At 54.6% G+C, this 26,208-nt stretch carries 26 protein-coding genes and 1 tRNA gene; 9 read left to right on the top strand and 18 right to left on the bottom strand.

Annotated elements, in window-relative coordinates; all coding sequences use genetic code 11:
- Positions 1 to 29 precede the first annotated feature (29 nt).
- Positions 30 to 824: a ParA family protein gene (locus BEN30_RS16920; RefSeq protein WP_069959495.1), complete on the top strand. Its 795-nt coding sequence runs from the start codon at positions 30 to 32 to the stop codon at positions 822 to 824.
- 71 nt (positions 825 to 895) lie between these two features.
- Positions 896 to 1,777: a ParB/RepB/Spo0J family partition protein gene (locus BEN30_RS16915; protein WP_069959470.1), complete on the top strand. Its 882-nt coding sequence runs from the start codon at positions 896 to 898 to the stop codon at positions 1,775 to 1,777.
- Positions 1,778 to 1,867: 90 nt separating this feature from the next.
- On the opposite strand, the gene holA is transcribed toward BEN30_RS16915, so the two are convergent.
- From holA to BEN30_RS16895, 4 genes are read right to left on the bottom strand one after another with little or no spacing between them, the layout of a single operon-like run.
- The gene (gene holA / locus BEN30_RS16910; protein WP_069959469.1) at positions 1,868 to 2,905 is read right to left on the bottom strand and encodes a DNA polymerase III subunit delta; all 1,038 of its coding nucleotides are present in this window, start codon (positions 2,903 to 2,905) and stop codon (positions 1,868 to 1,870) included.
- A complete protein-coding gene (gene lptE / locus BEN30_RS16905; RefSeq protein ID WP_069959468.1) occupies positions 2,902 to 3,453 on the bottom strand; it encodes an LPS assembly lipoprotein LptE in 552 nt (183 codons plus the stop codon). The genes holA and lptE overlap by 4 nt, the downstream gene beginning before the upstream one ends.
- Positions 3,440 to 6,004, bottom strand: coding sequence for a leucine--tRNA ligase (leuS, locus tag BEN30_RS16900; protein WP_069959467.1), 2,565 nt, complete (start codon positions 6,002 to 6,004; stop codon positions 3,440 to 3,442). The genes lptE and leuS overlap by 14 nt, the downstream gene beginning before the upstream one ends.
- 44 nt (positions 6,005 to 6,048) lie before the next feature.
- On the bottom strand, positions 6,049 to 6,603 hold the full coding sequence (locus tag BEN30_RS16895) for a DUF3576 domain-containing protein (protein WP_069959466.1): 555 nt from the start codon (positions 6,601 to 6,603) through the stop codon (positions 6,049 to 6,051).
- A 534-nt stretch (positions 6,604 to 7,137) separates the two neighbouring features.
- Here BEN30_RS16895 and BEN30_RS16885 point away from each other — a divergent pair.
- Both BEN30_RS16885 and BEN30_RS16880 read left to right on the top strand, forming a co-directional pair.
- On the top strand, positions 7,138 to 8,268 hold the full coding sequence (locus BEN30_RS16885; RefSeq protein WP_069959464.1) for a porin: 1,131 nt from the start codon (positions 7,138 to 7,140) through the stop codon (positions 8,266 to 8,268).
- Between the two features lie 277 nt (positions 8,269 to 8,545).
- Positions 8,546 to 9,664 carry a porin gene (locus tag BEN30_RS16880; protein WP_069959463.1) on the top strand — a complete coding sequence of 373 codons (1,119 nt, stop codon included), beginning with the start codon at positions 8,546 to 8,548 and terminating at the stop codon, positions 9,662 to 9,664.
- A gap of 87 nt (positions 9,665 to 9,751) precedes the next feature.
- On the opposite strand, the gene BEN30_RS16875 is transcribed toward BEN30_RS16880, so the two are convergent.
- Positions 9,752 to 10,375, bottom strand: a complete 624-nt coding sequence (locus BEN30_RS16875) for a thiamine phosphate synthase (protein WP_084005673.1) — start codon at positions 10,373 to 10,375, stop codon at positions 9,752 to 9,754.
- A gap of 53 nt (positions 10,376 to 10,428) precedes the next feature.
- Here BEN30_RS16875 and BEN30_RS16870 point away from each other — a divergent pair, with 53 nt between their 5' ends.
- Complete coding sequence (locus BEN30_RS16870) at positions 10,429 to 10,908, top strand: alanine racemase (protein ID WP_407655979.1); 480 nt, start codon at positions 10,429 to 10,431, stop codon at positions 10,906 to 10,908.
- Positions 10,823 to 11,122: an alanine racemase gene (locus BEN30_RS19280; RefSeq protein WP_407655978.1), complete on the top strand. Its 300-nt coding sequence runs from the start codon at positions 10,823 to 10,825 to the stop codon at positions 11,120 to 11,122. Before BEN30_RS16870 ends, BEN30_RS19280 begins: the two co-directional genes overlap by 86 nt.
- 2 nt (positions 11,123 to 11,124) lie before the next feature.
- Here BEN30_RS19280 and BEN30_RS16865 read toward each other — a convergent pair whose 3' ends face one another.
- From BEN30_RS16865 to ribA, 3 genes are all read right to left on the bottom strand, one after another.
- Positions 11,125 to 11,622: a L,D-transpeptidase family protein gene (locus tag BEN30_RS16865; protein ID WP_069959462.1), complete on the bottom strand. Its 498-nt coding sequence runs from the start codon at positions 11,620 to 11,622 to the stop codon at positions 11,125 to 11,127.
- 27 nt (positions 11,623 to 11,649) lie between these two features.
- Entirely contained in the window at positions 11,650 to 12,318 is a 669-nt protein-coding gene (locus BEN30_RS16860) for a hypothetical protein (RefSeq protein ID WP_139135106.1), read from the bottom strand.
- Between the two features lie 185 nt (positions 12,319 to 12,503).
- Positions 12,504 to 13,664: a GTP cyclohydrolase II gene (ribA, locus tag BEN30_RS16855; protein WP_069959460.1), complete on the bottom strand. Its 1,161-nt coding sequence runs from the start codon at positions 13,662 to 13,664 to the stop codon at positions 12,504 to 12,506.
- Positions 13,665 to 13,847: 183 nt separating this feature from the next.
- Between ribA and BEN30_RS16845 the strand changes: the two genes are divergently transcribed.
- Positions 13,848 to 14,555: a response regulator transcription factor gene (locus tag BEN30_RS16845; RefSeq protein ID WP_069959458.1), complete on the top strand. Its 708-nt coding sequence runs from the start codon at positions 13,848 to 13,850 to the stop codon at positions 14,553 to 14,555.
- Between the two features lie 8 nt (positions 14,556 to 14,563).
- Here the strand turns inward: BEN30_RS16845 and BEN30_RS16840 are convergent, their stop codons facing one another.
- From BEN30_RS16840 to BEN30_RS16820, 5 genes are all read right to left on the bottom strand, one after another.
- The gene (locus BEN30_RS16840; protein ID WP_170827105.1) at positions 14,564 to 15,298 is read right to left on the bottom strand and encodes a LolA family protein; all 735 of its coding nucleotides are present in this window, start codon (positions 15,296 to 15,298) and stop codon (positions 14,564 to 14,566) included.
- A complete protein-coding gene (locus BEN30_RS16835; RefSeq protein ID WP_069959456.1) occupies positions 15,288 to 17,705 on the bottom strand; it encodes a DNA translocase FtsK in 2,418 nt (805 codons plus the stop codon). Before BEN30_RS16835 ends, BEN30_RS16840 begins: the two co-directional genes overlap by 11 nt.
- A gap of 181 nt (positions 17,706 to 17,886) precedes the next feature.
- Positions 17,887 to 19,110, bottom strand: a complete 1,224-nt coding sequence (locus BEN30_RS16830) for an ammonium transporter (RefSeq protein WP_069959455.1) — start codon at positions 19,108 to 19,110, stop codon at positions 17,887 to 17,889.
- A gap of 314 nt (positions 19,111 to 19,424) precedes the next feature.
- Positions 19,425 to 20,756, bottom strand: coding sequence for an ammonium transporter (locus BEN30_RS16825; RefSeq protein ID WP_069959454.1), 1,332 nt, complete (start codon positions 20,754 to 20,756; stop codon positions 19,425 to 19,427).
- A 12-nt stretch (positions 20,757 to 20,768) separates the two neighbouring features.
- Positions 20,769 to 21,107 (bottom strand): P-II family nitrogen regulator, encoded by a 339-nt coding sequence (locus BEN30_RS16820; RefSeq protein WP_069959453.1) that lies wholly within the window; start codon positions 21,105 to 21,107, stop codon positions 20,769 to 20,771.
- Positions 21,108 to 21,446: 339 nt separating this feature from the next.
- On the opposite strand from BEN30_RS16820, the gene BEN30_RS16815 reads away from it, so the two are divergent.
- Positions 21,447 to 22,712, top strand: coding sequence for a UbiH/UbiF/VisC/COQ6 family ubiquinone biosynthesis hydroxylase (locus BEN30_RS16815; RefSeq protein ID WP_069959452.1), 1,266 nt, complete (start codon positions 21,447 to 21,449; stop codon positions 22,710 to 22,712).
- A 322-nt stretch (positions 22,713 to 23,034) separates the two neighbouring features.
- Here BEN30_RS16815 and BEN30_RS16810 read toward each other — a convergent pair whose 3' ends face one another.
- From BEN30_RS16810 to BEN30_RS16790, 5 genes are all read right to left on the bottom strand, one after another.
- Positions 23,035 to 23,421: a gamma-butyrobetaine hydroxylase-like domain-containing protein gene (locus BEN30_RS16810; protein WP_069959493.1), complete on the bottom strand. Its 387-nt coding sequence runs from the start codon at positions 23,419 to 23,421 to the stop codon at positions 23,035 to 23,037.
- Between the two features lie 53 nt (positions 23,422 to 23,474).
- Positions 23,475 to 23,657 (bottom strand): Trm112 family protein, encoded by a 183-nt coding sequence (locus BEN30_RS16805; protein WP_069959451.1) that lies wholly within the window; start codon positions 23,655 to 23,657, stop codon positions 23,475 to 23,477.
- 27 nt (positions 23,658 to 23,684) lie between these two features.
- On the bottom strand, positions 23,685 to 24,350 hold the full coding sequence (locus BEN30_RS16800) for an LON peptidase substrate-binding domain-containing protein (RefSeq protein ID WP_069959492.1): 666 nt from the start codon (positions 24,348 to 24,350) through the stop codon (positions 23,685 to 23,687).
- 17 nt (positions 24,351 to 24,367) lie between these two features.
- Positions 24,368 to 25,303: a thioredoxin gene (gene trxA / locus BEN30_RS16795; protein ID WP_069959450.1), complete on the bottom strand. Its 936-nt coding sequence runs from the start codon at positions 25,301 to 25,303 to the stop codon at positions 24,368 to 24,370.
- Between the two features lie 125 nt (positions 25,304 to 25,428).
- Positions 25,429 to 25,944, bottom strand: a complete 516-nt coding sequence (locus tag BEN30_RS16790) for a prolyl-tRNA synthetase associated domain-containing protein (protein WP_069959449.1) — start codon at positions 25,942 to 25,944, stop codon at positions 25,429 to 25,431.
- A 139-nt stretch (positions 25,945 to 26,083) separates the two neighbouring features.
- Here BEN30_RS16790 and BEN30_RS16785 point away from each other — a divergent pair.
- Positions 26,084 to 26,158 (top strand) — tRNA-Gly (locus tag BEN30_RS16785).
- The last annotated feature ends 50 nt before the right edge of the window (positions 26,159 to 26,208 follow it).

Raw genomic sequence — 26,208 nt, 5'->3', positions numbered from 1 at the left:
TGGGCGACACCATAGGGGATATCATCAACATGCCCGAACCCGTAAAAGGACCACGCATCATCGCGGTGGCCAATCAAAAGGGCGGGGTGGGTAAAACCACCACCACCATCAATTTGGCGACGGCCCTGGCGGCGGTGAAGCAAAAGGTCTTGATCATCGATCTGGATCCGCAAGGCAATGCCTCCACCGGATTGGGTGTGGACCGCAACAACCGTCGTCTGGACACTTACCGGGTGGTCATCGGCGGGGTCAGCCTGAAGGACGCGGTGCAGGCCACCAGCGTGCCGGGGCTGGACATTGTTCCTGCAGGCATGGACTTGTCCGGGGCCGAGCTGGAACTGGTGAACATGGAAGAGCGTGAACATCAGCTGAAAAAAGCCATTGGCGATGGGGCCGACGGCTATGATTACGTGCTGATCGATTGTCCTCCGGCTTTGGGCCTGTTGACGTTGAACGCCTTGATTGCCGCGCAAGCCATTTTGGTGCCGTTGCAATGCGAGTTTTTTGCCCTGGAAGGTTTGAGCCATCTGCTGAAAACCGTGGAGCGGGTGCAAAACGTTTTTAACCCCGGCCTGGAAATTCAAGGCATCGTGCTGACCATGTATGACAAACGCAACAAACTGTCCGATCAAGTGGCGGCGGATGTGCGCGAATACTTTGGCGACAAGGTCTACAAAACCGTCATTCCCCGCAACGTGCGGGTTTCTGAAGCGCCGTCTTATGGCCGCCCGGTGTTGATGTACGATATGAAGTGCGCCGGATCGCAGGCCTATTTGCATCTGGCGGGGGAAGTTCTGCGCCGTGAAGGGCACGTGTCGGTTTGACGCCCGCATAGAAACGGCCAAAGAAACCAAGTGAGTGAAGAAGAACCTAAGGTTTGCTGAAGGAAGTGAAGATGGCTGACAAAAAACTGGGCATGGGTTTGTCCGCGCTGTTGGGACAAGATAAGGCTGATTTTGCCAATCTGGACGACGGTGAGGGCGCGAAAACCGTTCCGGTGACGCAACTTCATCCCGGCAAATATCAGCCGCGGCACACCTTTGGTGACGAACAGCTGCACGATTTGTCCGAATCCATCCGTGAAAAGGGCGTGTTACAGCCGTTGTTGGTGCGTCCACACCCGGATCGCCCCGGCATGTTTGAAATCATCGCCGGTGAACGCCGTTGGCGTGCCGCGCAATTGGCGCAGGTCCACCAGGTTCCGGTCATCGTCCGCGACTTTGACGACAAAGAAACCTTGGAAGTGGCGTTGGTGGAAAACCTCCAGCGCCAAGATTTGTCGTCTTTGGAAGAAGCCGAAGGTTATCACCGCCTGATGCACGAATTCAGCCACACCCAAGACCAATTGGCCCAGGCATTGGGCAAAAGCCGTTCGCATGTCGCCAACACTTTGCGTTTGCTCACTTTGCCGGGCGATGTGAAGGACTTGTTGGCCAGCGGCGCACTCAGTGCAGGGCATGCCCGGTGCTTGGTGGGGGTGACGGGTGCTGCGGAATTGGCGAAAGAAATTGTCCACAAAGGTCTCAACGTTCGCCAAACTGAAAAATTGGTCAAAGCCGGCGGACATGTGGGCAGTTCCAAGCCAAAAGCGACCAAAGCGGTCAAAGACAGTGACACGGTGGCTTTGGAACACGATATGGCCAATATGCTGGGCCTAAAGGTTGAGATCAAAGACAACCGTGGTCGCGGCCAAATCGTCATCCATTATGAAAGCCTTGAGCAGTTGGATGGCGTATTAGCGCGGCTGACCCACGGCCCCAGTGGTGCAGAGCTTTAAGTCCGCTGTTATTACGATATCGCAATGATCTAGTCGGGTCTGCATAATTTTATAATATATTGATATTTCAGGATTAATTGACGTTTGCGGTTAGCGACGTCGCTGTCCGGCTCTGGCCGCTTGGGCAATGGAGAGCATGGCGCGACCACATATAGCTTCCGCAGGGTAGCCGGTGGTTTTGCAATCGATTTCCGCTTGGGTCAAAATATCGAAAGCGCGGGTGAGCTTGGGCTCTGGCCAAACGCCAAGTTGAGCGCGAAAGGCGTCGGCCAGCTTAAAGATAATGGGCGGGCGTAGGGATTTGGTGGCCTGATCGGCGCTCATCCCTTGGGCCATTTGCCCGCGTGCGCTGTGCAGGCGTTGAAAATGGCGTTGTGCGGCGCGGACCAACTGAACCGGATTGGTGCCGTCGGCCAAAACCCGGCTGATGGCGGTTTCCAGTTTGGCGGTGTCGCCACTGGCGGCGCTGTAAATCACGTCATCGACACCGCTGGCGGCCGTGTCGCCAATGGCAGCGCGCACATCAGCTTCATTGACCGGGCCGGGGCCGCCCATATACAGCGCCAATTTTTCCAATTCGCCCCGGGTCACAGACCGATCAGAGCCCAGACTTTGCACCAACAGGGACATGGCGTCCCGATCGGGGTTGAGTTGAAAGCGATTGAGGGTTTCACGAATGACGTCGGGCAGGGACTTGAGATCGTCGCCGTAACACGCCATGGAAGCACCGTTTTTGGCCGTCTCAAACAGTTTGCGCAATTTCGAACTGGCGGCCAAGTCGCCCGCATCGATGACCACCAGCGCCGGAGACGGTGTATCCAAAGCCAAAAAAGATTGGCACGCGGGCGTGCATTGATCACTGGCTTGACGGACCCGGACCACCCGCGAGCCGCCGCCGAACGACAACGAAGCCGCTTCATCGGCCAGACGGGCAGGATCAGCTTTTAAGTCTGAGCCGTTGATTTCAACCACGCGAAAAGGATCATTTAGGTCTTCAACAGCCGTTTTGGCAAGACGTTGAGCGCGTTCACGCACCAAACCTTCATCGGGTCCAAAAACCAATACGGCGCGAATGTTGGGATCAGGCGACCGCAGAAACCCTTCGATTTTTGCGCCCGTCAGTTTCACGGCTGGACGCGCCCCGCTGAAGAACCGGGTCCTTGAAAATAGATCGCCAGACGCATACGCATGGTTTCGGCCAAATCGTCGATTGCGCGCGAACGTGCATCGTTTTCGGCTGAAAAAGTGGCGAAGTCAGAAGTCAGGATGTTGTAACTGGATACGGTTTTTGTGGATCCGGACGTCATGGTCTGCCCGTTAGCTGCGCGCTCCAAGCTGTATTTTGCCGTTAAAGTGAGGTTGCCGCGGGTGGCTGAGGCGTCCCGCTCAACAGCCAATTCCGTAATGGATTCCTCGATGGTCACGTTCAATTTGAAGAGTTTCTTGACGTTTGTGGCCTTGGGCATGAGGCGGTGACTTAAAGCGCTGCGCAGCATTTGTCCGGCGCGGTTATCAATGGGCGTGATGTAAATGCTGGCCAGATCCGCCTGAGATTGGGTCGAAACGGAATTTTGCCCATAAAGGGGACGATAACCGCACGCGCTTAACGCAACGGCAGCACAAAGCACGCCGATTTGGATGAACCGTGAAAAAAAGAAACGCTTAAACAACAACATTGACGATCCTATTGGGCACAACAATGACTTTGCGCGGTGGTTTGCCCGCCATGGCGGCGATGACTGTGTCCAGCGCCAGGGCGGCTGCTTGGGCTTCATCTTGCGGGCAATCTTTAGCCAACTCAATGGTCCCGCGCATTTTACCGTTCACTTGTACGGCAATGGTAAGCGTGTCGTCGACCAACAGAGACGGGTCGACGCTGGGCCAGGATTCATCGGCGATGAGCGTTTTATGACCTAAGGCCTGCCACACTTCTTCAGCCAAATGAGGCATCATTGGGTTGATGATTTTAGCGAGAAATTCGAAGGCTTCCCGGCGTACCCAAGCGCTGGCGTCATCACCCGCGTTAAAGGCTTCCAGGCTGTTGGACAGCTCACGGATGCGTGCCACGGCTTTGTTGAAGTGAAAATGGCCGAGATCGTGGGTGACGCCATCGACCGTCTTGTGGGTTTGTGCCCGCAAGGCTATGGCTTCAGGCGAAAATGACCCCGGCTGGGCCGTTCCCACAGTGGGCAAGCTGTCGAGTGCCCCATGAACCATGCGCCAAACACGACTGACATAGCGCCAAGCGCCTTCGACGCCGGCATCGGTCCAATCCAGGTCCCGATCCGGTGGGCTGTCGGACAACATAAACAAACGTGCCGTGTCGGCGCCGTAGGTTCCAATAATCAATTCCGGATCGACAACGTTTTTCTTGGACTTGGACATTTTTTCTGAACGGCCGACTTTGACCTGGCCTTCGCCCAAGCGTTCGGCTTCTTGCGGGGTCAGCCATTTTCCGCCTGAATCTTGATAGGTTTCATGGCAAATCATGCCTTGGGTCATAAGCCCGGCAAAGGGTTCTTTGACGTCCAAATAGCCACAATCGTTCAGCGCACGGGTGAAAAAGCGTGAATAGAGCAAATGCAGCACCGCATGTTCGATGCCGCCAATGTATTGATCGACGGGCAGCCAGTATTCGGCGGCGCTTTTGGAAAAGGCTTGTTTGGATTTGGCATCGGTGAAGCGGGCAAAATACCAAGAGGATTCAAAAAACGTATCAAACGTATCGGTTTCGCGCACGGCGGCCTTGCCACAGCTGGGGCAGGGCACGTGTTTCCAGGTGGGGTGGGCGTCAAGCGGGTTGCCTGCTTGGCCAAGCGTAATGTCTTGGGGCAGCTCGACGGGCAATTGATCTTCAGGAACCGGAACCGGACCGCAATCGGTGCAGTGGATGATGGGGATGGGACAACCCCAGTAACGTTGACGTGAAACGCCCCAGTCGCGCAAACGGTATTGAACCGTGCCTTTGCCGCGACCCATCTGTTCGATCTTGGCGATGGCTGCGGATTTGGCGTCCGCCATGGCCAGACCATTGAGAAAGTCCGAATTGACGGCGATGCCGTCTTCCGCAAAAGCCTCAGCCGCCGTGTTGGCTAGGTGTTCGAGCCAAGCGGCCTCTTCATCCGTGCCAACGATGTCTTTGGGGGCGACGACCGGAATGACAGGCAAGTTATATTTGCGGGCAAAATCCAAATCGCGTTGATCGTGCGCAGGACAGGCAAAAATCGCGCCGGTGCCGTATTCCATAAGCACAAAGTTGGCCACGTAAATGGGCAACGTGTGCCCTTCGATAAACGGATGTTTGACGGAAAGTTGAGTTTTGTAGCCCTTTTTCTCGGCACTTTCGATGGCCGCTTCGGAGGTGCCCAACGCGTTGCAATCTTGTATGAAAGCGGCAAGTTCGGGATCCGTTTTGGCCTGTTCCAATGCCAACGGGTGATTGGCGGCGACGGCCATGAACGACGCCCCATAAAGGGTATCGGGGCGGGTGGTGTAAATTTCCAGACTGGCGTCGCGGTCGGTGTGTTCAAAAAACACCCGCGCCCCTTCGGATCGGCCGATCCAGTTTTCCTGCATGATGCGGACTTTTTCAGGCCAACGCTCCAGCGTTTTCAACCCTTCAAGCAAATCGTCGCCGTATTGAGTGATTTTCAAGAACCACTGGGACAGTTGTTTTTTCTCAACCGCCGCGCCGGACCGCCAACCCTTGCCGTCAATCACTTGCTCGTTGGCCAATACCGTGTGTTCGACCGGGTCCCAGTTGACCCAGGATTCCTTTTTGTAAGCCAATCCGGCCTGCAAAAAATCCAAGAACATTTTTTGTTCGTGTTTGTAATATTGTGGCGTGCAGGTGGCGACTTCGCGGGTCCAGTCGTAAGACAAACCCATGGTTTTAAGCTGCGCCTTCATGGTGGCGATGTTTTGCATCGTCCAGGTGGCGGGATGGGTGTTGTTTTGGATGGCGGCGTTTTCCGCAGGCAAACCAAAAGCATCCCAGCCCATGGGGTGCAAAACGTTGAAACCCTGAGCGCGTTTGAACCGTGCCACCACGTCGCCTAAGGTATAATTGCGCACGTGCCCCATATGAATACGTCCGGACGGGTAGGGGAACATTTCCAACACATAATACTTGGCGCGATCAGAGTCTTCGGTGACTTCGAACGTGGCATTATCTTGCCAGACCTTTTGCCATTTGGCTTCGGCCTCTTTAAAATTATAGCGCGACATTGTTGGGCGAGTTCCTCGTGCAGGGGGATGAGGGTATTGAGACGTTAGTTGTCTTGCATCCGGGTTTCGTTGCGCAATTGCCGCGCCCGGGTGAGGATGGCATCTTCGAGTTTGCGTCCGGCGTCGTCTTCAACGGCCGCGTCGCGCCAGTTGCCGGCGTTGTCGTAGGTTTGGCGAAACATCGAAACACGAATGCCGTCGGCGCGCAGGGCGCGGCCCAACACATAAACATTGAGCTTAAAACGTTCCAGAGGCGTTTCGCTGGGCGAATACCAATCGGTGATGATGACGCCGCCAAACGGATCGGCGCTGGTCACGGGCATAAAGGCGATGGTGTCCAGCGTTGCGCGCCATAGATAGGAGTTAACGCCAATGCCGCCGCCCTGATCGACCCCGGATTTGCCTTTCCCGTCCCCGCCAAGTTGAAAGCCACCTTCGCCGAACAGTGTTTTACGGGGGTTGATTTCTTCATACTGTTGGCCGATTTCACCAGCTTGAGATTTGCGCGGGGTGAGCACTTTTCCACCTTCGCAAGCGCTGAGGAGCAGTGACAAAAGGCCTGCAGTTAAAACGGTGAGTGGAAAGGCAGTGATTTTCATTTGGTCAAAAACTCCACGTTGTGGTTCCTTTTGCAGCTCAAAATATTTGCGATCTTAGATATAAGGTAAAAAAGCAGGCTGGAAAAGCAGGCTCATAATACGCGGCTTACCGATTTGGGCAACGCCCGAAGTGATCGACAAGAACAATTTAGCGAATTGAGCTTATGAAAATATAGCTTCATCGGAATTTGGCTTGTTGTGCTGCGTGAGAGAAGAAATAATTGCGCCGACTATATCCCAAGTGTTACAAACGGGTCACAAGCTAAAACTCACTTTTATGGCGGAAAATGGCGAATATATAGATTTTAAGGCAATGTCGAAAGGCCTCAGGGCTCATATTGTTGCAATAATGTCACGCCATCCGGGTTTTGTAAGCAAAAACAAACAGAGTTTCTTGATTTTGAACCAGCGTCGGTTCAGCATGCATCATCCAATTTGGGGTTAAGTGCTTATCAGGGCGCGGTGTTCATAAGGTTTGAAAAAATCAGACACCCAAACACAACGGTAAGCGATCAAAACGTAATAGGAGAAGACATGAAAAAAATTCTGCTCGGCACCACGGCCGTTATCGCCCTGGGCTCCATGACCACCGAAGCTTTCGCAGCTGACAAAATTCAGTTGAGCGTTGGCGGCTTCATGAAAGAATACCTCGGTATTACCAATTCTGATGAAGAAGCTACGACGAATGGTTCTGCACGCGACAAAGACATCTCTCAGTACACGGACACCGAAATCCACTTCAAGGGTTCCACCACGCTGGACAGCGGCATCAAAGTTGCTGCCACCATCGAAGTGGAAGCTGACCAAGACGGCGGCACCGCTGATCGCCGCAACGTTGACCGCTCTTTCCTGACCATCAGCTCCGACGCCGTTGGTAGCTTGGTTATTGGTTCCGCACCGCACTTCGGTGAAGGTAACTTGGTGCGCGTGCCGAACGCTTCCGGTAACTTTGACTGGGACGACCTTGACGATTGGGGCGGGATTGCACGTAGCGCAACTGGAGCAACCGGTGCATTTGCCAATGCCAGCGCGACGATCATGGGCAACCAGATCGGCGGTGATTCGGCTAAATTGTCCTACACCTCACCGACGTTCAGTGGTGTCTCCGTTGGTGCATCCTATACGGCTGCAGAAGCTGCAAACGCTTCCGACGCTCGTCGCGTTGCAGGTACGCAGAATGACGGTTACACCTACGGTATCCATTATTCCGGCGATCTCGGTGGCGCAGCTGTTAACGCTGACGTGACCCGTGCGAACCACGGCACCAACAACACCGAAATCACCCACGCTGGCTTGACCGTCGGCATGGCTGGCTTCACCGTTGGTGGCGGTTATTCCGACGTCAACGACACGCAGTCTGTCGCTGGCCGCACGCTCAACGGTAGCCAAGATGGCAACACCTGGGAATTGGGTGTTTCATATGCAACCGGTCCTTACACGGTGTCCGCTGCTTACATGAAGGCTGAACAGGTTCAGTCGATTGCAACGGCTGGTGATGACAAAGACACCGCATGGAAAATTGCGGCGACTTATGACATGGGCGCAGGCGTTGCTTTGACGGCCAACTACTTCAACTTGAAGGCAGATCCTGAAGGCAATACGGCTCTGACCCAGACGTCACGCACCATCAATGGCGTGATTGCTGGTATCGAAGTTGGCTTCTAATTTGAAGTGAACTTTGGTCCACGGACTACGGAAAGGGCGGCTTCGGCCGCCCTTTCTTTTTTGCCAAGTGAAAATCAAATATTCATAAGTTTGAGTGTGGCACAAACAGCACATATATTTGAAATATTACAGTTTTAAATTGTCGGTTGTTGAAAAAAATGCGAGATGCATTCAATATAAATTAGGGATTCAGATGTAAAATGATGCGACGTGAGTAAGTGACGAGCGGGTTCGTCGGGAAAGCGGAGTGCACTAAAAAAATGAAAAAGGAAATTCCATGAAAAAAATTCTGCTCGGTACAACAGCGGTTATCGCTTTGAGTGCCATGACATCTGAAGCTTTCGCAGCTGATAAAATCAAATTGAGCGTTGGCGGCTTCATGAAAGAATACCTCGGCATCACCAATTCTGATGAGGTTGCTCCTACTGGTGCATTCGCTCGTGACAAAGACATCTCTCAGTACACCGACACGGAAATCCACTTTACGGGTTCCACCACCCTCGACAGCGGCATCAAAGTTGCCGCTACCATTGAAGTGGAAGCTGATCAAGACGGCGGTACCGCTGAGCGTCGCAACGTTGACCGTTCCTACCTGACCATCAGTTCCGACGCTGTTGGGAACTTGGTTGTTGGTTCTGCGCCGCACTTCGCTGACAGCAATTTGGTTCGCGTTCCAAACGCGAGCGGTAATTTTGACTGGACCGATACGGACAGTTGGGCTGGTATTGCGACCTCCGCGACGGCCGCAACAGCTGCCTTCACAACGACCGCTCCCGACATTTCAGGCGTTGGTGGCGATTCCGCTAAATTGTCTTACACCTCTCCGACCTTCAGCGGTATCACCGTTGGGGCATCCTATACGGCTGCTGAAACTGCAGATGCGTCCGACGCACGTCGTGTATCCGGTGCACTTCACGATGGCTACACTTATGGTATCCGTTATTCCGGGGATCTCGGCGGTGCAGTCATTGCCGCTGACGTGACCCACATGAACTTTGGTGATACGAACCAGAGCATCAACCACGTCGGTTTGAACGTCGGCATGGCCGGCTTCACTGTTGGTGGTGGTTACTCTGACTTTGACGATACCCAGTCTGCCGCAGGCAAAGTTGCAAACGGCAGCAACGATGGTAACGCTTGGGAATTGGGCGTTGGTTATGTCACCGGCCCGTACTCTGTTTCCGCAGGTTACATGGTCGCAAAAGACGATGGCACGGTGGCGGTTGCAGGTAGCGATAAAGACACCAAGTGGAAAATTGCAGGCACCTATGATATGGGCGCTGGCGTTGCTTTGACGGCGAACTACTTCCAAAATAAACGTGACGGAGAAGGCACCGCCGCGACCACCAACAGCACCATCAGTGGTGTGATCGCCGGTATCGAAGTGAACTTCTAATCTGAAGTGACTTTGGTCGAAAGATGATGGAAAGGGTGGCTTCGGCCGCCCTTTCTTTTTGCTTAAATCCAACAGCCAAAAATATTATTATGTGTGCCAGCTTTCGATGGCGGCGAAGCCGTGCACAGCAGAAATGTTGATGCGTCGGGCATTTGCAAAACGAACGCCGCCCAGTGCGATAATGGGCAAGGGGCTCAAACGGGCCAGAGCCATAAAACGCAAAAGACCCAAGGCCTGAGCCCCTGGATGGCTGGCGGTGGGGAAAACGGGTGACAGCAAAATCGCATCCGCTCCTGCTTCACCTGCGCGCCATAAAGCCCGTCGGTCGTGCGCCGCAGCGGTCACGATAAAGCCCGGTTTAGCAACGGTGATTCGCATGTGCTGGCGCTGTGTACTTTTTTGTGAGACATGCACACCATCGGCCCCTGTTTTGAGCGCCAAACGAACATGCTCACTGAGCAAAACGCTGAGACCCAAACGATGGGCTTGAGGAATAATCCGCCGGGCCAATGTGTTTAACACAGATGGGTCGCGATGGCGCAAGATCACACAGGCTCCGCGGGGAAGCTGATCCAGCAAAAGCCCGGGGTCCGGCAAACGGATGGGATCGCTGAGCAGATAAAAACGCGGCACAACGATCTGGGATCGAGATGCACAAGATCGCGTTAGCCGTTTATTGTATCGCCCGTTGAGCTTTGTTAACTTCGCCATAGAAAACCTTGTATCATTCCCCCGTCGCCTAGCCTAGCCGGAGTGTCACGTCCATGAATGCATCGAACAAATCTCAAGAGGGTCCAACCGGATGGGTTGACGTGTGCGCCGCCATTGCAAAAGCAACGCGCAAAGCGGGACGCCCGGCAAACGCCGTAACCTTGGTGGCAGTGTCAAAAACCCACGGTATTGAGCGTATTCGCCCGGTCTTAAAGGCAGGACAGCGGGTGTTTGGTGAAAATCGCGTTCAGGAAGCAGAAGAAAAGTGGCCCACCTTGCGCACAGAATTTGCCGATGTCTCGTTGCACCTGATCGGCCCACTGCAAACCAATAAGGTAAAGCTGGCCGTTGCACTGTTTGACGTGATTGAAAGCGTTGATCGGGAGAAGCTTGCCCGCGCTCTGGCCGTTGAAAGCGAGCGGGTAGGGGAAAAAAATAAAGGTGTTTTTGCAAATCAACACAGGGAAAGAGCCACAAAAAGCCGGCGTCGCGCCCCAAGACGCCGATGCGTTTGTACGATTGTGCCGCGATGAATTGCATTTGGATGTGCAAGGCTTGATGTGCATCCCCCCGGTGGATGAAGAGCCCGCGCTGCACTTTGCTCTGTTGGCCAAAATTGCCGCGCAGAGCGGTGTTGAAAAATTAAGCATGGGCATGAGCGGCGATTTTGAAACCGCCATTGCATTCGGCGCAACCCACGTGCGGGTCGGTACAGCCATCTTCGGCGCCCGTCCACCGCTGGTTTAAGATCAGCCGATGGTGATCAAATCACCTTTGTTGCATTTGGACAATAAAATCATAAGACCCTGTAAATTCAGGGCAATACAGCCTTCAGTCGGGCTGTAATCGGGTTTAGCGACATGAATGAAAATGGCGCTGCCGCGTCCCGCAATGATGGGATCGGTATTGTACAAAACATCCACAATTACGTCATAAACCTCGTCATCTCGCCACAAACATTCATGACGGGCGGGATGGGGCAAAGTGATCAACTGATTGTAATCGGTATGATTTGGATCATCGCACCAGCCCATGTGAGGGGTGATGGGGATGGTTTGAAGGCCCGTTTGGGGTGGGGGGGTCAGACGATCTGCCCGGTAAAAAACCCGACCCAGAGCAAACGCACCCACCGGTGTCGCGCCATCGCCTTCAAGCTTATGGATTTTGAAACCGCCACGCCCCCATGCGCAGCGTAGACGGTGATCGGCAAAAATAACAAAGCCATCGGTTACGACCTGCACATTCATGGTCGGCGTCCACTCACCTAAAAAACCTTACACCAGTGTTTGGACAGACTTACGCTGCTGCTCGCCTAAGCTTTGATTGGTTTCATAAAGACCCGCAGCCTTTTGCAGGGCGCTGTCGGTCCACATATTGGACGCCCAGCTGACATCGCGGGCATCCGCTCCGATGCCTAAATGTTGATCACTGTGAGCTGCGGCAAAGGCTTGGTATTGTTCGATGCCCAGGGGGTCAGCGGTGGGTTGAATCAGAGATTCCAAGGATTTGCCATCCGCCGTCTGAATCTCATTTAAACCTGCCGTGGTTGCCGGGTCTTCAGCATCCTCTGCACCGCCAAAAAAGGCCATGGCGTGTTCGGAAAAGCTTTTGCCCGTGAGCATTTCAAGAAAGGAACTCGCCGCCCCGGCGGCCAAGCCCATGGGACCGCCAAACAAAAAGCCTCCGGCCATCTCAGCAACGGCGCTGGATGTATCGCCCGTAACGGCCTGATACGCCGATGAAACGCCGGGAATGTGTTGAAGCGGATTGAGGGTATCGAGCAACGTTTCAAAGACCGAAGACCCGTCGTCCTCCGGGGTCTGATCCGTTTGCGATTGTCCGCCGGATATGGCGCTGACGGGTTGAACGGCAAGCTTCGCCTGCGCTTGCGTCAATTCGCGCAGCCCAACCAGATTGTCCATTTGATATTGTGATACTTGCATATCTCAAATCCACATCGCGTTATGTTAAAGACGCATGTCGCCCATAACTTCGCAGATAACCTTGCAAAGCGGATGCCAGACTGAAAATAGTGTAAAATCAAATGGTTGTTGATTGTTGCTGAAAAGCAATGACAGCAATAGGCGGCAAAATGTGCCGCATTGGGTTCGGCGGGTGCACGAAATGCCTAGAACAAGTGGCCGCCTTTGGCTTTTTTGGTTTGCAGATAAAGTTCGTTGTGTTTGTTGGTTGGAAAGGCGTGGGTAATGCGTTCACGCACGTCGATACCAAAGCGCGACAGCGCGGCGACTTTGTCGGGATTGTTGGTCAACAGCTTCACCTGTAACAAGCCCAAGTCACGCAGGATTTCGGCGGCCGGCAGATAAACCCGTTCGTCCGCGTCATAGCCCAGCATTTCATTGGCGTCCAACGTATCCAGGCCACGATCTTGCAAGGTGTACGCGCGCAGTTTGTTGACCAAGCCAATGCCGCGGCCTTCTTGAGCCAGATACAGCAACACACCGCTGCCGCTGGCGCTGATGGCACCAATGGCGCCACGCAATTGATCGCCGCAATCGCAGCGCAAAGACCCCAGCAAATCACCGGTAAAACATTCGGAATGAATGCGAATAAGCGCTGGCGTGTCGGTTTGGGGCTCGCCGATAACGATGGCGAGATGTTCAAGACCGCCATCTTGGGGGCGGTAAGCGATGATGCGGGTGTGTTCGGCATCTTCCAAGGGCACGCGGGCCTCGGAAACGCGTTTCAAGGTCCTGGCAGCGGTGCGTTCGTATTGAAAAATGTCTCCCGCATCCACCAGCATTAAGTTGCGCCGGGATGTCCACCCGGCCAAATCGGCACTGTCCGCCATGGTGATGGGGGCAACCAGGGCCGCGGGCAGCAAGCGGGCGATTTTCACCAAGCCTATGGCGGCACTTTCCGGCCCATGGGCGCCAACTTCGCTGACGCAGGCGCGCTCTAGGCTTTCTTTGGGCATGTCGGTCATGGGATCAGCCATGTGCAGGGCGGCTTCGGCGTCCAAACCACCCGTCAAGGTGAGCGCTAAAACGCCACCCTCCTTAACTTCAGCGGTGGTGCTCAGCCCCAAAACTTCGGCGCGACGCCGCGTGATGGCCAAATAGGGCGCGCCGCCTGCCATGGTCGCCAAGTCTTTTAGGCTTTGCGGGCTAGAGCCCTCTGCCGCCATAACCAGGGCGCGATCCCCGTTGGCCGCACTCACCGCCACCGCACGACCCCGACGCAGCTCAAACACGGCGCGATCAACGCTCAGCAAGGACGCGGGTTCCCGGGTTGCTGGCATGGTCTTGAGATTTTGGCGATGGGGCATTGAAGGGTGTAACCTCAGGTGTAACTTCAGAACTTTATGTCTACTCGGAGCACTTGCGGGACATTACCCCAAGGCGGGCGGGCAAGAAAAGAACGAATATGACAAAGAGCAAGATTGTCGAAAAGCCTTCGCATCACGATATAAGAATACGTAAGGTGAATTTCGACAAAATGAAAGATCAACATGAGTGACGGTAAGCGCATCTTAGTGATCGACGATGATCAGATTTTAACCGACTTGTTGTGCGAACAGCTGACAACCACGGAAGGGTTTCAGTGCGTCTGTACACAAACCGGCGAAGAAGGTCTCGAACACGCCAAAAACGGCTATTTTGACTTGGTTCTGCTGGACGTCGAACTCCCCGGTATGGGCGGGCGTGAGGTCTGTCGACTGTTGCGCGCCAATGGACTGGTAGCGCCAATTGTGATGCTGACGGTGTCAGACAGCGAGGTCGACACCATTCGCGGGCTCAACGCTGGGGCTACCGATTACGTCACCAAACCGTTTAAGCTGGGCGTGTTGATGGCGCGCATTCGCGCTCACATTCGTCAGTTTGAACAAAGCGATGACGCCATGTTGGGCATTGGACGTTATCGTTTTCAGCCGGGCGCAAAGATTTTGATCGCCGAAGATGAAACGACGGCCTCGGCACGCAAAGAAAAAATTCGTCTGACCGATAAAGAAGCGCAGATTCTAAAATTTCTGTACTTGCACGGTGATCGGGTGGTCGGTCGCGATGAGTTGCTGGACGAAGTTTGGGGCTACAACGCAGGCGTTACCACCCACACCTTGGAAACCCATGTCTATCGTCTGCGCCAAAAGATGGAGGCAGACCCATCTCATGCTAAAATGTTGGTGACGGAACCGGGTGGCTATCGATTGGTGCCGTAAAGGCTCAATCAGTTGTCATTGCGCGGTAAGCTACGGTTTTCAACATGAAACAGTTGCTCGTCTAAGGGCTCACCAAACTCAGGCCCCATCAAAGACACGGTCGTGGTGATGCCCTGTGCGTCCACCACGGCCCATTGCTTGAGCGTTAAGGGCTGGGTCTGAAACACCAGCGTCAAGCTGCCTTCCATCAGGTCTTCGCTGCGCTGAAGGGTCAAACGCAAAGCGTTTGCAGCATTTTCGAAGTCGGTGATGAGCAAGTCTTCACCAAAAAAGTCAACATTATCGCCAATGAACATGGATGCCGGCAAACTGCTGAGCGGCACGTAGCTCAATTGGTCCAGCTCTTCATCTTTGTACATGACGATGGTGCCGTTGGAGACGATCAACACCGGGACTGGGGGGTCATAGTCGATGCGCATGCGCCCGGGTTTGGACAGTTGAAATTCACCTTGGGCATAGTTGCCTTGGCTGGTGATCTGCATAAACCGCGCGCGCAGGGTCGAAATGGCGTTGAGGTAGTCCTGAACCTTTTTGACTTGGTCTTTTTGACCGGCTTGCAAGCCGATCACGTCTTTGGCGTTGGCCGATTTGGGCAAAAACAAAGCGGCAGCCAAAACGGTGAGGGCAACGGCCAACAAAATGCCGACCACTCGGCCGAGCGGGAAGGGTCGATTGGGAATGCCAACAAGTTCCGGTTCCGAATTGAAGGGAGCAGACTTATGCTGAGCTGGTTTATGCTGCACTGACATCGCCTATAAGGACCTCTCGTCGGCCGACACGGTTGGCTCTGCTGACCACCCCTTCGGCTTCCATGCGTTCAATAATGCGGGCCGCGCGGTTGTATCCGATTTGCAAATGGCGCTGAACAAAGCTGGTTGAGGCTTTGCCCTCCCGAGCCACCAGGGCGACGGCTTGATCGTAAAGCTCGTCTTCTTTGCTGCCGCCTCCGGCTGCGGGCACTTCGCCGGGGGCGTATTCGGCTTCTTCTGTTACGGATTCGATATAATCCGGTGCGCCTTGGTCTTTTAAATGCAACACCACGTCTTCAACTTCTTCATCCGAAACAAACGGCGCATGCACACGGGTGATGCGACCGCCGCCTGCCATATACAGCAAATCCCCCTGGCCGAGAAGCTGTTCCGCACCTTGTTCGCCCAAAATGGTGCGGGAATCGATTTTTGAGGTGACCTGGAAGCTGATGCGGGTCGGGAAGTTGGCTTTGATGGTGCCGGTGATGACGTCCACACTGGGGCGTTGGGTGGCCATAATCAGGTGAATGCCCGCCGCGCGCGCCATTTGCGCCAGACGCTGGATCGATGCTTCCACATCCTTGCCCGCAACCAGCATCAAATCCGCCATTTCGTCAACGACTACAACAATGTAAGGCAATGGCTCCATGTCCAAGGGCAGATCTTCGTGGACCGGTTTGCCAGCTTCGTCGAAGCCGGTTTGCACCCGACGGGTCAACACTTCGCCACGTTTCGACGCTTCGACGAGGCGTTGATTGTAACCGGTAATGTTGCGCACGCCCATCTGGCTGAGCAGACGGTAGCGGTCTTCCATTTCCCGCACCGCCCATTTTAACGCCACTACGGCTTTGGACGGATCGGTGACCACCGGGCTCAACAAGTGTGGAATGCCGTCGTAAACGCTGAGTTCCAGCATTTTCGGATCAACCATGATGAAGCGGCACTGTTGCGGGGTGTATTGATACAGCAACGAACAAATCATCGCGTTGATGCCGACCGATTTACCGGAACCGGTGGTGCCCGCGACCAACAAGTGGGGCATGCGCGCCAAATCGACAATCACCGGAAGGCCGCCAATGTCTTTACCCAGCGCCAAATTCAACGCGCCTTTGGCCTTTTCAAAGTCATGAGACGCAATCAATTCGCGGAAACGCACCATTTCCCGGGTTTGGTTGGGCATTTCGATGCCGATGACGTTGCGTCCCGGTACGGTGGCGACGCGCACCGAAACGGCACTCATGGACCGGGCAATATCGTCTGACAGGCCAATCACCCGCGAGGTCTTGGTGCCGGGTGCGGGCTCCAGTTCATACAGCGTCACCACGGGGCCGGGGCGCACCTTTACGATTTCGCCTTTGATGCCAAAATCATCCAAAACGCTGGCCAGCATCAGGGCGTTTTGTTCCAAGGCTTCTTTGGAATGCTGATGACCGTGATCGGTGGGCTCAGGTGCGTCGAGAATGTCCAGCGGGGGCAGTTGGTAGGTGGAATTCGCCCCCAAATCCAAGCTGCGCTGGCGTGATTCTTCGGCTTTGCGACCCGGTTTAACCCGACCGGCGCTGGTTTCGACCAGGCCCTTGGCGGTTTGCTTGGGCGGCGTTGGTGCGGCGTCTTTGGCGCGCCGCGGGCGGGATTTCCGAACCGCCTTTTCGCCTTCATCGGTGAGGGAAAGATCTACTAGGTCATCATACATATCAGGGTCTTGGGCATTTTGGCGGGCAAACGGCGTTTGCGCCAAGGTCCACCGCCAGGTCTTCAACAAAACGGCCCCGACACCGTGGTTCAGGGCCATAAGTCCTCGACCCAGAACCTGCCAATCGGACTTGGGCAGGCCCAGCGACCAAATCAGCGCGGCGATGCCCGGAAGGGCCAGCACCGAAGACGCCACCAACATGTTCCAGCTGGGGTGCATGGAACCTAAAACTTGTAAAAGATGGTCGATGCGATCGAGCAACACGGAACCGGTGACACCGCCGAGGCCCGTCGCCAGGGGCCACGCCGCAAAGGGTTTGATCACGTCTAAGGCTATGGCCAACAAAACGGTGGCCGATAACAGGCCCGTAACCCGCAGCCACAGTTGGGGAATATTGCGCTTGCGCACCAACAACAAGCCCCAAGCGAAAATCGCCAATGCGGGCGCGAGTGCAGCCAAACCAAAGGTCTGGATCATCATATCGGAAACGGTGGCACCATGGATGCCCAGCCAATTGCGTACCGGCCCATCGGTGGCAGCGTTCAGGGACGGGTCTTGCGGTGCATAAGAGATCAAGGCCGCGCCGTAGCCGGCCGAGAGCGCAATAAGGCTCACGCCAGCGAGTTCACGAACGCGCCGGGCAAAATAGGCCGTGCTGCCTTCCGGCAACAAAGGGCCCGATCCCATTTTTTCAGATAACCAAGCCATATCTTTTTTTACACCGTGAGGCTTTATAAGATCTTAACGTGCATCGAGTTCGTAGCGTGAATATAGGCATCAAATACGGCCTTGAAAGGGCGACTTTGGGCGCAAAAAGGGCCGAAGGCAAAAACCTTCGACCCTTTGAAAGTTAAGGTGAGACGCGTGAACAAATGGCGTAAAAAACGCCTTAAGCGTGCGTGTCTTCTTCCGGGTAGGCGGAAATGTGATGGAGGCTGAGATCCGCGCCCCGGTATTCATCTTCGGGGTCCAAACGAAGCCCTAAGGTGTATTTCAGACCGCCATAGACCAAAAATCCGCAAATCAGGGCAAACACGACCCCCGACACGGACCCGATGAGCTGGCCCAAGAAGGTTACGCCACCCAAGCCGCCCAGGGCTTCGAGACCAAAAATGCCGGACGCGATACCGCCCCACAAACCGCACATGCCGTGCAGCGGCCAGACGCCCAAAACATCGTCGATCTTCCATTTTTCCTGGCACTGGGTAAAGCCCCAGACGAACAAGGCACCAGCAACGCTGCCCACGACCAGGGCACCCAACGGGTGCATGATGTCTGACCCGGCGCATACGGCAACCAATCCCGCCAACGCGCCGTTGTGGATAAAGCCAGGATCGTTTTTGCCCACGACTAAGGAGGCGAGAATGCCCCCGGCCATGGCCATCAGCGAATTGATCGCCACCAAACCGGTGATGCCTTCGACCGATTGCGCGCTCATAACGTTAAAGCCGAACCAGCCGACCACCAAAATCCACGACCCTAAGGCCAAAAAAGGAATGTTGGACGGCGGAATGCCCACCACGTGACCATCTTTGCGGTAGCGCCCCATGCGCGCGCCCAACATGACGACCGCACCCAACGCCAACCAGCCGCCCACGGCATGGACAACGATGGAACCGGCAAAATCATGAAAGGGGGCTCCGGCGATGCTTGTGACAAAGTCCTGAAAACCAAGACGCGTCCCCCACACCATGCCTTCGAAACTGGGATAGACAAATGCCACCAAGATCGCCGTGGCAAGCAGTTGCGGACGAAACCGCGCACGTTCGGCAATGCCGCCGGAAATGATCGCCGGAATGGCGGCGGCAAAGGTCAGCAAAAAGAAGAATTTGACCAAATCGTAGCCGTTTTTGGCAAAGCTGACGCCGTCGCCATCTGTGGCCCCGGTGAGCACCGCCGCGGACGAGAAAAAATTCACCCCGTAAGCGACCGAGTAGCCAATAAAAAAATACGCCATGGTCGACATGGCGAAATCAGTGATGATTTTGACCAAGGCGTTCACTTGGTTTTTTTTGCGTACCGTGCCGACTTCCAAAAATGCGAACCCGGCGTGCATGGCCAAAACCATAGCCGAACCCATCAGCACAAAAAAGACGTCCATACCGACTTGCATGGCGATATATCCCCAACAATTGTTTCACAGCATCCGAAGGCCCCCCAATTGGGCCGCAGAACCCAAAGCAAGGATCGTGCCTGTTTGGTGCAAACCCGACAACGGTTTGATTTTACAAAAGGAAGCTTGGGACTGCATAAAAATAAGGCAAGTGTAAGCGGAGTGGGGTTGAGCAGGGAAAGGGCAATTGATTAAATAATAAGCAAAAAAGAAGAGGGTCGGAGACTTATTCGTCTCCGACCCTCTATTTGAACGGGGCTGTTGGGGAATCAGATGCTATGGGCACCCCGTCCAAACCTGTTGTCGACCGAGGATCATACGTTCTGTGATCCGCGACCGAATTCCGGATAGGCTTCCATGCCGAGTTCGGCTTTGTCCAAGCCCATCATTTCTTCTTCCTGGCTGACACGGATGCCCATGGTGAACTTGAGCACCAACCAGAAGATGGCAGATGTGATCAAAACGAAGGCACCGATGGAGGCAACGCCAACGAACTGGGTCATGAAGCTGGTGCCTGAGTTGGAGATGGGAACAGCCATCGTGCCCCAGATGCCGCACACCAAGTGAACGGACAGAGCGCCAACCACGTCATCGATCTTCAGCTTGTCGAAGAACGGGACCGCGAAGACCACCAATACACCGCCAACAGCGCCGACGATGACCGCGATCATCGGAGACGGAGCCAAAGGTTCGGCGGTGATGGCCACCAGACCGGCCAAAGCACCGTTGAGTGCCATGGTCAAGTCAACCTTCTTGTAGATCAGCTGGGTCATGATCATCGTGACCACAACACCGGCGGCAGCGGCCAAGTTGGTGTTGACATAGATGGTGGAGATGTCGCGAACGTCAGCAGCCGAACCCATGGCGAGTTGTGAACCGCCGTTGAAGCCGAACCAGCCCAACCACAGAACAAACGTACCCAGGGTCGCGAGCGGCAGGTTGGCACCAGGGATCGGGCGAACGCCGCCTTCTTTGGTGTATTTGCCGATGCGCGGGCCGAGGATGATGGCGCCCGTCAAAGCCGCCCAGCCGCCAGCGGAGTGAACCAACGTGGAACCCGCGAAGTCGGAGAAGCCCATTTCGCTGAGCCAGCCGCCGCCCCACTGCCAGGAACCCTGGATCGGGTAGATGACAGCCGTCAAAACGACCGTGAAGATCATAAACGGCCACAGTTTGATGCGTTCAGCCAAGGTGCCGGACACGATCGAAGCTGCGGTTGCCACGAACACCATCTGGAAGAACCAATCCGATGCCGCCGAGTAAGTGGAATCGCCTGCGACGAAACCGGCTTCGGTGATGCTGGGATCAGAGGCGCTCCACACGGAGAACGTACCCATGAAGCCGCCATCGACACCGTCATACATCAGGTTATAGCCAACCGCCCAGTACATGATGCCTGCCGTCGAGTAGATGGCGATGTTTTTGAGCATCTGCATGGAGGTGTTTTTGGTGCGCACCAGGCCGCCTTCAAGCATGGCGAAACCAGCCGCCATCCACATGACCAAGAAGCCATGCATCAAGAACGACAAGGTGTTGAAGATATAGGTTGTTTCAGCGGAGACTTCGGCGTGCGCAGGGAGCGACACCATCATCATCGCGGCAAACGCAGCCAACAGGCCGGAAAGCGTAAACAGTTTGCTTTTCATGTTGCGATCTCCTTACAGAGCTTGATCGTCGGTTTCGCCCGTGCGGATTCGCATGGCTTTTTCCAAATCGACGACAAAGACCTTGCCGTCGCCGATCTTCCCGGTGCCAGCCGCAGCGCTGATGGCTTCGACAGTCCGTTCCGCCTGTTCGTCAGAAACGGCGACTTCGACTTTGACTTTGGGAAGGAAGTGAATTTCGTATTCGGCACCACGGTAAATTTCCGTTTGGCCTTTTTGGCGGCCGTAGCCCTTGACCTCAGTGACGGTCATACCCTCGACGCCAAGACCCGTAAGGGCCTCACGCACGTCATCGAGCTTAAAGGGCTTGATGATGGCCATGATAAATTTCATCGCTCTAAATCCCCTGTTTACGACGCACATGCGTCTCGGATGGGTTTACGCCAGAACCAATCGTCTAGCCCTTCCTCCTATACAAGGGCCGTGCCAGATTCGACTTAGGTGCAATTTAAAGCTGAAATAACAATGTCTTAGATCATGAAAGCCCGCCGGTCGCCGACAAGGTGCCCTTGAATATATGCATATAAAATAGGCACAAACTTACGTTTGCATAGAATATAAGCACAATATTAGCGAAGATGAATGAGGACTGGACAAACGGACGCTGTGTGTGAATTCTAGGGCGGTAAAATACGCTGCAACAGCGGCGGACACAGTTGGGACATCAACTCTATGACGGCAGCAAAAATTTCAAAAAACGGCGCTTCCCAGCCCCTTAAAGTCGATATCTTGGTGATCGGCGGGGGCCTGGCGGGGGGAACCCTGTCGCTGGCGTTGGCGCAAAATGGCTTTCGTGTCGCCACGGTAGATATCGAAGACACCCAGGGCTGGACCGATCGGGGTTTTGATGGCCGGGCGTCGGCGATTGCCTTGTCGTCGCAGCGCGTGTTGGACGGGGTGGGGCTTTGGGCTGAAATCAAAGATGAAACCGCGCCGATCAAAGACATCCGGGTGGCAGACGGAAATTCACCGCTGTTTTTGCATTATGATCATACGGAGCTCGGCAATGAGCCGTTTGGATACATGGTGGAAAATCGTTCTATCCGCAAAGGCCTGAACACGTTGGTGCCGAAAACCAAAAATCTCAGCTATTTTGCCCCCAATACCGTTCAAGTCTTGGATCGCGCCAAAAACGGCGTGTTTGCGACGCTGAACGATGGCCGTGAAATTCGCGCCGACTTGGTGGTGGCCTGCGACGGGCGGCGTTCGCCCACCCGTGAAGGGGCAGGCATCAAGTTGACTTCGTGGGATTACAAACAAGCGGGCATCGTGTGCACGGTCGAACATGAGCGTCCCCACGATTTTTGCGCCCAGGAACATTTTTTGCCGTCGGGTCCTTTCGCCATCTTGCCGCTGCCGGGCACGGCTGAAAAACCCGCCTGCCGGTCATCCATTGTGTGGACCGAACGGGCCGATTTGTGGCCGATCATGATGAAATTGAACGACGAAGACTTTTTGGAAGAGCTGGAACTGCGCTTTGGCGACTTTTTGGGCGCGATCGAAGTGGTTGGCCCTCGTTTTGCCTATCCTCTGTCGCTGCAATATGCCGAAACTTACATCGCGGAGCGTTTGGCGTTGGTCGCCGACAGTGCCCATGGCATGCATCCCATCGCCGGCCAAGGTCTCAACATGGGTTTGCGTGATGTGGCGGCGCTGGCGGAAGTTTTGGTCGAGGCGCGGCGCCTGGGCCAAGACATCGGCGCAATGAACGTGCTGGAAAAATACCAGCAATGGCGACGTTTCGATAACGATTTAATGCTCGGCGTGACCGATGTCTTGGTGAAACTGTTTTCCAATGATATCGAACCGCTGAAGTTGGCGCGGGATTTGGGCATGGCCACGGTGAACCAATTTCCCGACCTTAAACGCTTCTTTATGCGTCATGCCATGGGCACGGTCGGAGATCTGCCGCGCTTGATGCGCGGTGAAACCTTGTAGCCTACACATGTAGGCCATTTATGACATAAACCGTTATTTTACAGTGAATTAGCGCAAAAAGACGTGTAATACATACTATGCCATATCGATTGCACTATTCTGACAAATTTAGAAAAAGCATTTCATTTCAATAAGATAGTCAAGAATTAGCGAGCCCGTTATGCCCACATCATTGCCAGGACGCAATAAAAATAATGGGGCGTTCCGGGGGGGTCCAGGCACAGTGGGTGGTGTGGCGCGGACGTACATCAGACGCACACAGTAGAGCCAAAAAAACCGCTGCAAGGGTGCAACGGTTTTTGTTGTGAGTCCGGTATTGGCGCTACGCCGGATCGCGGCTGAGGCCGGCGGCTTCCAATTCTTTGAGATAATTGGCCCAGATGGTGTCTTGGTTGGCCCCCATGTTGTAGAGGAAGTCCCAGGTGAAAATACCGCTGTCGTGCAGGTCATCAAATTTCAATGCCACAGCGTAATTACCCACGGGGGTGATCTTCATAATGTTAACGTGGCGGCGTTGGCCGACCACTTTCTTTTGTTCCGGGCTGTGGCCCTGAACTTCGGCCGAGGGGCTTTCGACGCGCAGCAGTTCGGCGGGAATAGAGAACGATTTGCCGTCTTCAAAATCGATTTCCAGGCGTTTGTCTTCTTTTTTCAGACGCAGTTCGGTGGGCATATGGGTTTGGCCGAAGGTCCGTGTTGCTTCAATCATGTGCATTTCCTAGGGTAAGGCGCTGAGGCTCATATTCGTATTTGCTGATATACTTAGAGTTCCCGGGCTTCACTTTCAAGCATGATGGGGATTCCATCGCGAATGGGGTACGCCAGGCCCGCCTGCTTGCTGATCAATTCCTGTGCGTCCGAATCATACGTCAGGGGTCCTTTGCACACCGGACACACCAGAATTTCCAAAAGTTTGCGGTCAACTTTGTTTTGTTTTTCGGTCATGACGGTTCTCATTAACGCGGAAAAATATCAATGGCGCAAGGCGGGGCTGGCGTTGGTATCCCCGCTCATTTCAAACAAGGAGATGAGCATACGGGCGCGATCTTGAAACGTAGGGCATTCCAACAGAGCTTGTTTTTCCTGCGGGGCAAACGGACAGCTCATGGACAAAGATGCCACCAAAGCCTCATAGGGCGCTTGGGAAACGGCGTTCCAGTCGGCATCGATATCGTTTTTACCAAAATAACGGCTCATCAATTCCAAAAGTCTTTCCCGACCTGGCTCATCGGCGACATCAACGACGTTGAGATCGTCTTCGTAAAGACTGTAATCGGCTTCAACCCAGCGGTATCCCCGCGCCGGATCGGACGCAATGTCCGCTTGAAAACGAAAACGGCTTAGGCCTTCCAAGGTGATCAAGTATCGGCCATCACCGGAATCGTGAAACTGGATGATCCGCCCCGCCGTGCCGACATCGTACAGCAAGGCGTCATCGGCGACCAAATCGCTTCCCCCCTGGCGCGGCTGGATCATGCCGATGATGCGTCCCTTGCCCAAAGCGTCGTCGATCATGTGGATGTAGCGTGGCTCAAAGATATTGAGCGGCAAATGACCATAGGGCATCAACACGGTTCCGGGTAAGGGAAAAACCGCCAGGCGTTGGGGCAAATGAAAGGCGTTGCGAGCTCGAGACATGACGGCCTTTGTTTGGTTCAAGAAAACAAAACGGCGGAAAGACGCTTGCGCGCGTCCATCGTGATGGGGTCGGTGGGACCCAATGTGTCGAAAATTTTAATCAACTGCTTGCGTCCCGCGTCGTCATTCCAGGTGCGATTGACGCGCACAATCTCCAGCAAATTGCTGATCGCGGATTCGGTGTCGCCTGCGGCAAACAAGGCCTGGGCCAAGGCAAAGCGCGCTTCCATATCTTTGGGCTGTTGATCGACCTTATTTTGCAGTTCCGTCAAATCGGTGCCCGATGTGGCGGCGGCTTCTTCAGCCAGTTCCAGGGCGGAAATGGCTTGCATGACTTGGGAATTGGCCAAGGTTGGGGCATCCAGGCGGCTCAGCATTTCGCGCGCACGGGCAAAGTCGCCTTGCACGGCGATGGCGCGGATCACCCCGGCAAAGGCGGGAATGAGGGTGGGGTCTTCGCCCAAAATGGCGGTGTAAATTTTTTCAGCCGCCAGACCGTCGCCGATTTTGAGTGCTTCTTGCGCCTGTTCCAGGGCCGCCTCGATGGGCGGTTTGGCGTCGCCGATCAATTTGTCGAGAAAAGCTTGAATCTGCGTTTCGGAAAGCGCACCGGCAAACGCGTCTACAGGGCGACCGTCCTTGAACGCAAAAACGGTGGGCACCGACTGAACCCGCAATTGTGCAGCCAGACTCTTGTTGTCGTCGACATTGACTTTGACCATTCTGACCAAGCCGCCGGCGCGTTTGACCAGCTTTTCCAGCATGGGCCCCAAGGTTTTGCACGGTCCGCACCAAGGCGCCCAAAAATCGACGATCACCGGCATTTGCATGGAAACGTCAATGACGTCCTGGACAAAAGAATCGGTATCGGAATCTTTGATGAGATCCGCAGGTGCTGGGCGCTGCGGTGAAGTTGCAGCAGCGGAGGACGGGTCTAAAATAAGGTTGCTCATGGTCCGGGCTCTCAATGACGTGTGATCGGGGACGTGTACTCGGGTGTCTTTTGGGTGTTGAGATAATCGTGCCCCATAAATGGCGGGAAAAGAAGGCTGCCGCAAGGGTTGCGTGATGAGATATATCAGATTTCAGGTGCGGTTGTGAAATCGATGATGATGGGCTCATGCGCGACGGCGTGTAAAAATACCAACAGATCGGACCCACTGATGGTGGTGGTTTGGGTGTTGATGAGGGGATGAAAACTCACTAAGGCCCCATCCGCCAAGGTTTTGTCCAAGACCAAGGTGACCCGCCCGGCCTTATCGTTGAAGACAGCAAAAGGCGTGACGGAACCGGGCTGTACACCCAAAACTTCAAACAGCAAATCAGAACTGGCGAAAGACAAATTGCCCAGACTCAAACGTTTGCGCAAACTCTTCAAATCTATGGGGCAGTCTTGATGTGCCACCACCAGCCATAAACCGCCTTTTTTATCTTTCAAAAAAAGGTTTTTGCTGTGCAGTCCAGGGGTCTCAATGCCCAAGCGTTTGTTTTCTTCCACGGTCATGACTTGGGGGTGGTGAACGGTGCTGTTGGCAATGCCCAGATGGTCTAAGAAACGCAGGAGTTCATCTGAAGTGGTTGGGACATGATTCATGGCGGTGCTCAAGGTTCGATGGGCGCAGGTATGGGGGCAGATTTCCGGGAAATGAAGCGGTTGAAAAAAAAGTGTAAAAGAGGGCTTGCAATGGCGGTGCGGGTGGGTATTATCCGCCACGCCTTTTGGAAGGCGGAATGCGGGCGTAGCTCAGGGGTAGAGCGCAACCTTGCCAAGGTTGAAGTCGTGAGTTCGAATCTCATCGCCCGCTCCATCTTCCAACACGGCGTTAAAAAATCCGGGCTTAGGCCCGACTTTTTTTGT

It is taken from the genome of Magnetovibrio blakemorei, from assembly GCF_001746755.1.
Classification (GTDB): Bacteria; Pseudomonadota; Alphaproteobacteria; order Rhodospirillales; family Magnetovibrionaceae; genus Magnetovibrio; species Magnetovibrio blakemorei.
This window is presented reverse-complemented; position numbering and strand designations above follow the sequence as displayed.

What these genes read in the sequence shown, in the direction of transcription:
- BEN30_RS16920 (WP_069959495.1), top strand. Translation starts at nt 30, where the DNA reads ATGCCCGAACCCGTAAAAGGACCACGCATCATCGCGGTGGCCAATCAA.
- BEN30_RS16915 (WP_069959470.1), top strand. Translation starts at nt 896, where the DNA reads ATGGCTGACAAAAAACTGGGCATGGGTTTGTCCGCGCTGTTGGGACAA.
- lptE (WP_069959468.1), bottom strand. Translation starts at nt 3,453, where the DNA reads ATGTTGTTGTTTAAGCGTTTCTTTTTTTCACGGTTCATCCAAATCGGC.
- leuS (WP_069959467.1), bottom strand. Translation starts at nt 6,004, where the DNA reads ATGTCGCGCTATAATTTTAAAGAGGCCGAAGCCAAATGGCAAAAGGTC.
- BEN30_RS16895 (WP_069959466.1), bottom strand. Translation starts at nt 6,603, where the DNA reads ATGAAAATCACTGCCTTTCCACTCACCGTTTTAACTGCAGGCCTTTTG.
- BEN30_RS16885 (WP_069959464.1), top strand. Translation starts at nt 7,138, where the DNA reads ATGAAAAAAATTCTGCTCGGCACCACGGCCGTTATCGCCCTGGGCTCC.
- BEN30_RS16880 (WP_069959463.1), top strand. Translation starts at nt 8,546, where the DNA reads ATGAAAAAAATTCTGCTCGGTACAACAGCGGTTATCGCTTTGAGTGCC.
- BEN30_RS16875 (WP_084005673.1), bottom strand. Translation starts at nt 10,375, where the DNA reads ATGGCGAAGTTAACAAAGCTCAACGGGCGATACAATAAACGGCTAACG.
- BEN30_RS16870 (WP_407655979.1), top strand. Translation starts at nt 10,429, where the DNA reads ATGAATGCATCGAACAAATCTCAAGAGGGTCCAACCGGATGGGTTGAC.
- BEN30_RS16865 (WP_069959462.1), bottom strand. Translation starts at nt 11,622, where the DNA reads ATGAATGTGCAGGTCGTAACCGATGGCTTTGTTATTTTTGCCGATCAC.
- BEN30_RS16860 (WP_139135106.1), bottom strand. Translation starts at nt 12,318, where the DNA reads ATGCAAGTATCACAATATCAAATGGACAATCTGGTTGGGCTGCGCGAA.
- ribA (WP_069959460.1), bottom strand. Translation starts at nt 13,664, where the DNA reads ATGCCCCATCGCCAAAATCTCAAGACCATGCCAGCAACCCGGGAACCC.
- BEN30_RS16845 (WP_069959458.1), top strand. Translation starts at nt 13,848, where the DNA reads ATGAGTGACGGTAAGCGCATCTTAGTGATCGACGATGATCAGATTTTA.
- BEN30_RS16835 (WP_069959456.1), bottom strand. Translation starts at nt 17,705, where the DNA reads ATGGCTTGGTTATCTGAAAAAATGGGATCGGGCCCTTTGTTGCCGGAA.
- BEN30_RS16830 (WP_069959455.1), bottom strand. Translation starts at nt 19,110, where the DNA reads ATGCAAGTCGGTATGGACGTCTTTTTTGTGCTGATGGGTTCGGCTATG.
- BEN30_RS16825 (WP_069959454.1), bottom strand. Translation starts at nt 20,756, where the DNA reads ATGAAAAGCAAACTGTTTACGCTTTCCGGCCTGTTGGCTGCGTTTGCC.
- BEN30_RS16820 (WP_069959453.1), bottom strand. Translation starts at nt 21,107, where the DNA reads ATGAAATTTATCATGGCCATCATCAAGCCCTTTAAGCTCGATGACGTG.
- BEN30_RS16815 (WP_069959452.1), top strand. Translation starts at nt 21,447, where the DNA reads ATGACGGCAGCAAAAATTTCAAAAAACGGCGCTTCCCAGCCCCTTAAA.
- BEN30_RS16810 (WP_069959493.1), bottom strand. Translation starts at nt 23,421, where the DNA reads ATGATTGAAGCAACACGGACCTTCGGCCAAACCCATATGCCCACCGAA.
- BEN30_RS16805 (WP_069959451.1), bottom strand. Translation starts at nt 23,657, where the DNA reads ATGACCGAAAAACAAAACAAAGTTGACCGCAAACTTTTGGAAATTCTG.
- BEN30_RS16800 (WP_069959492.1), bottom strand. Translation starts at nt 24,350, where the DNA reads ATGTCTCGAGCTCGCAACGCCTTTCATTTGCCCCAACGCCTGGCGGTT.
- trxA (WP_069959450.1), bottom strand. Translation starts at nt 25,303, where the DNA reads ATGAGCAACCTTATTTTAGACCCGTCCTCCGCTGCTGCAACTTCACCG.
- BEN30_RS16790 (WP_069959449.1), bottom strand. Translation starts at nt 25,944, where the DNA reads ATGAATCATGTCCCAACCACTTCAGATGAACTCCTGCGTTTCTTAGAC.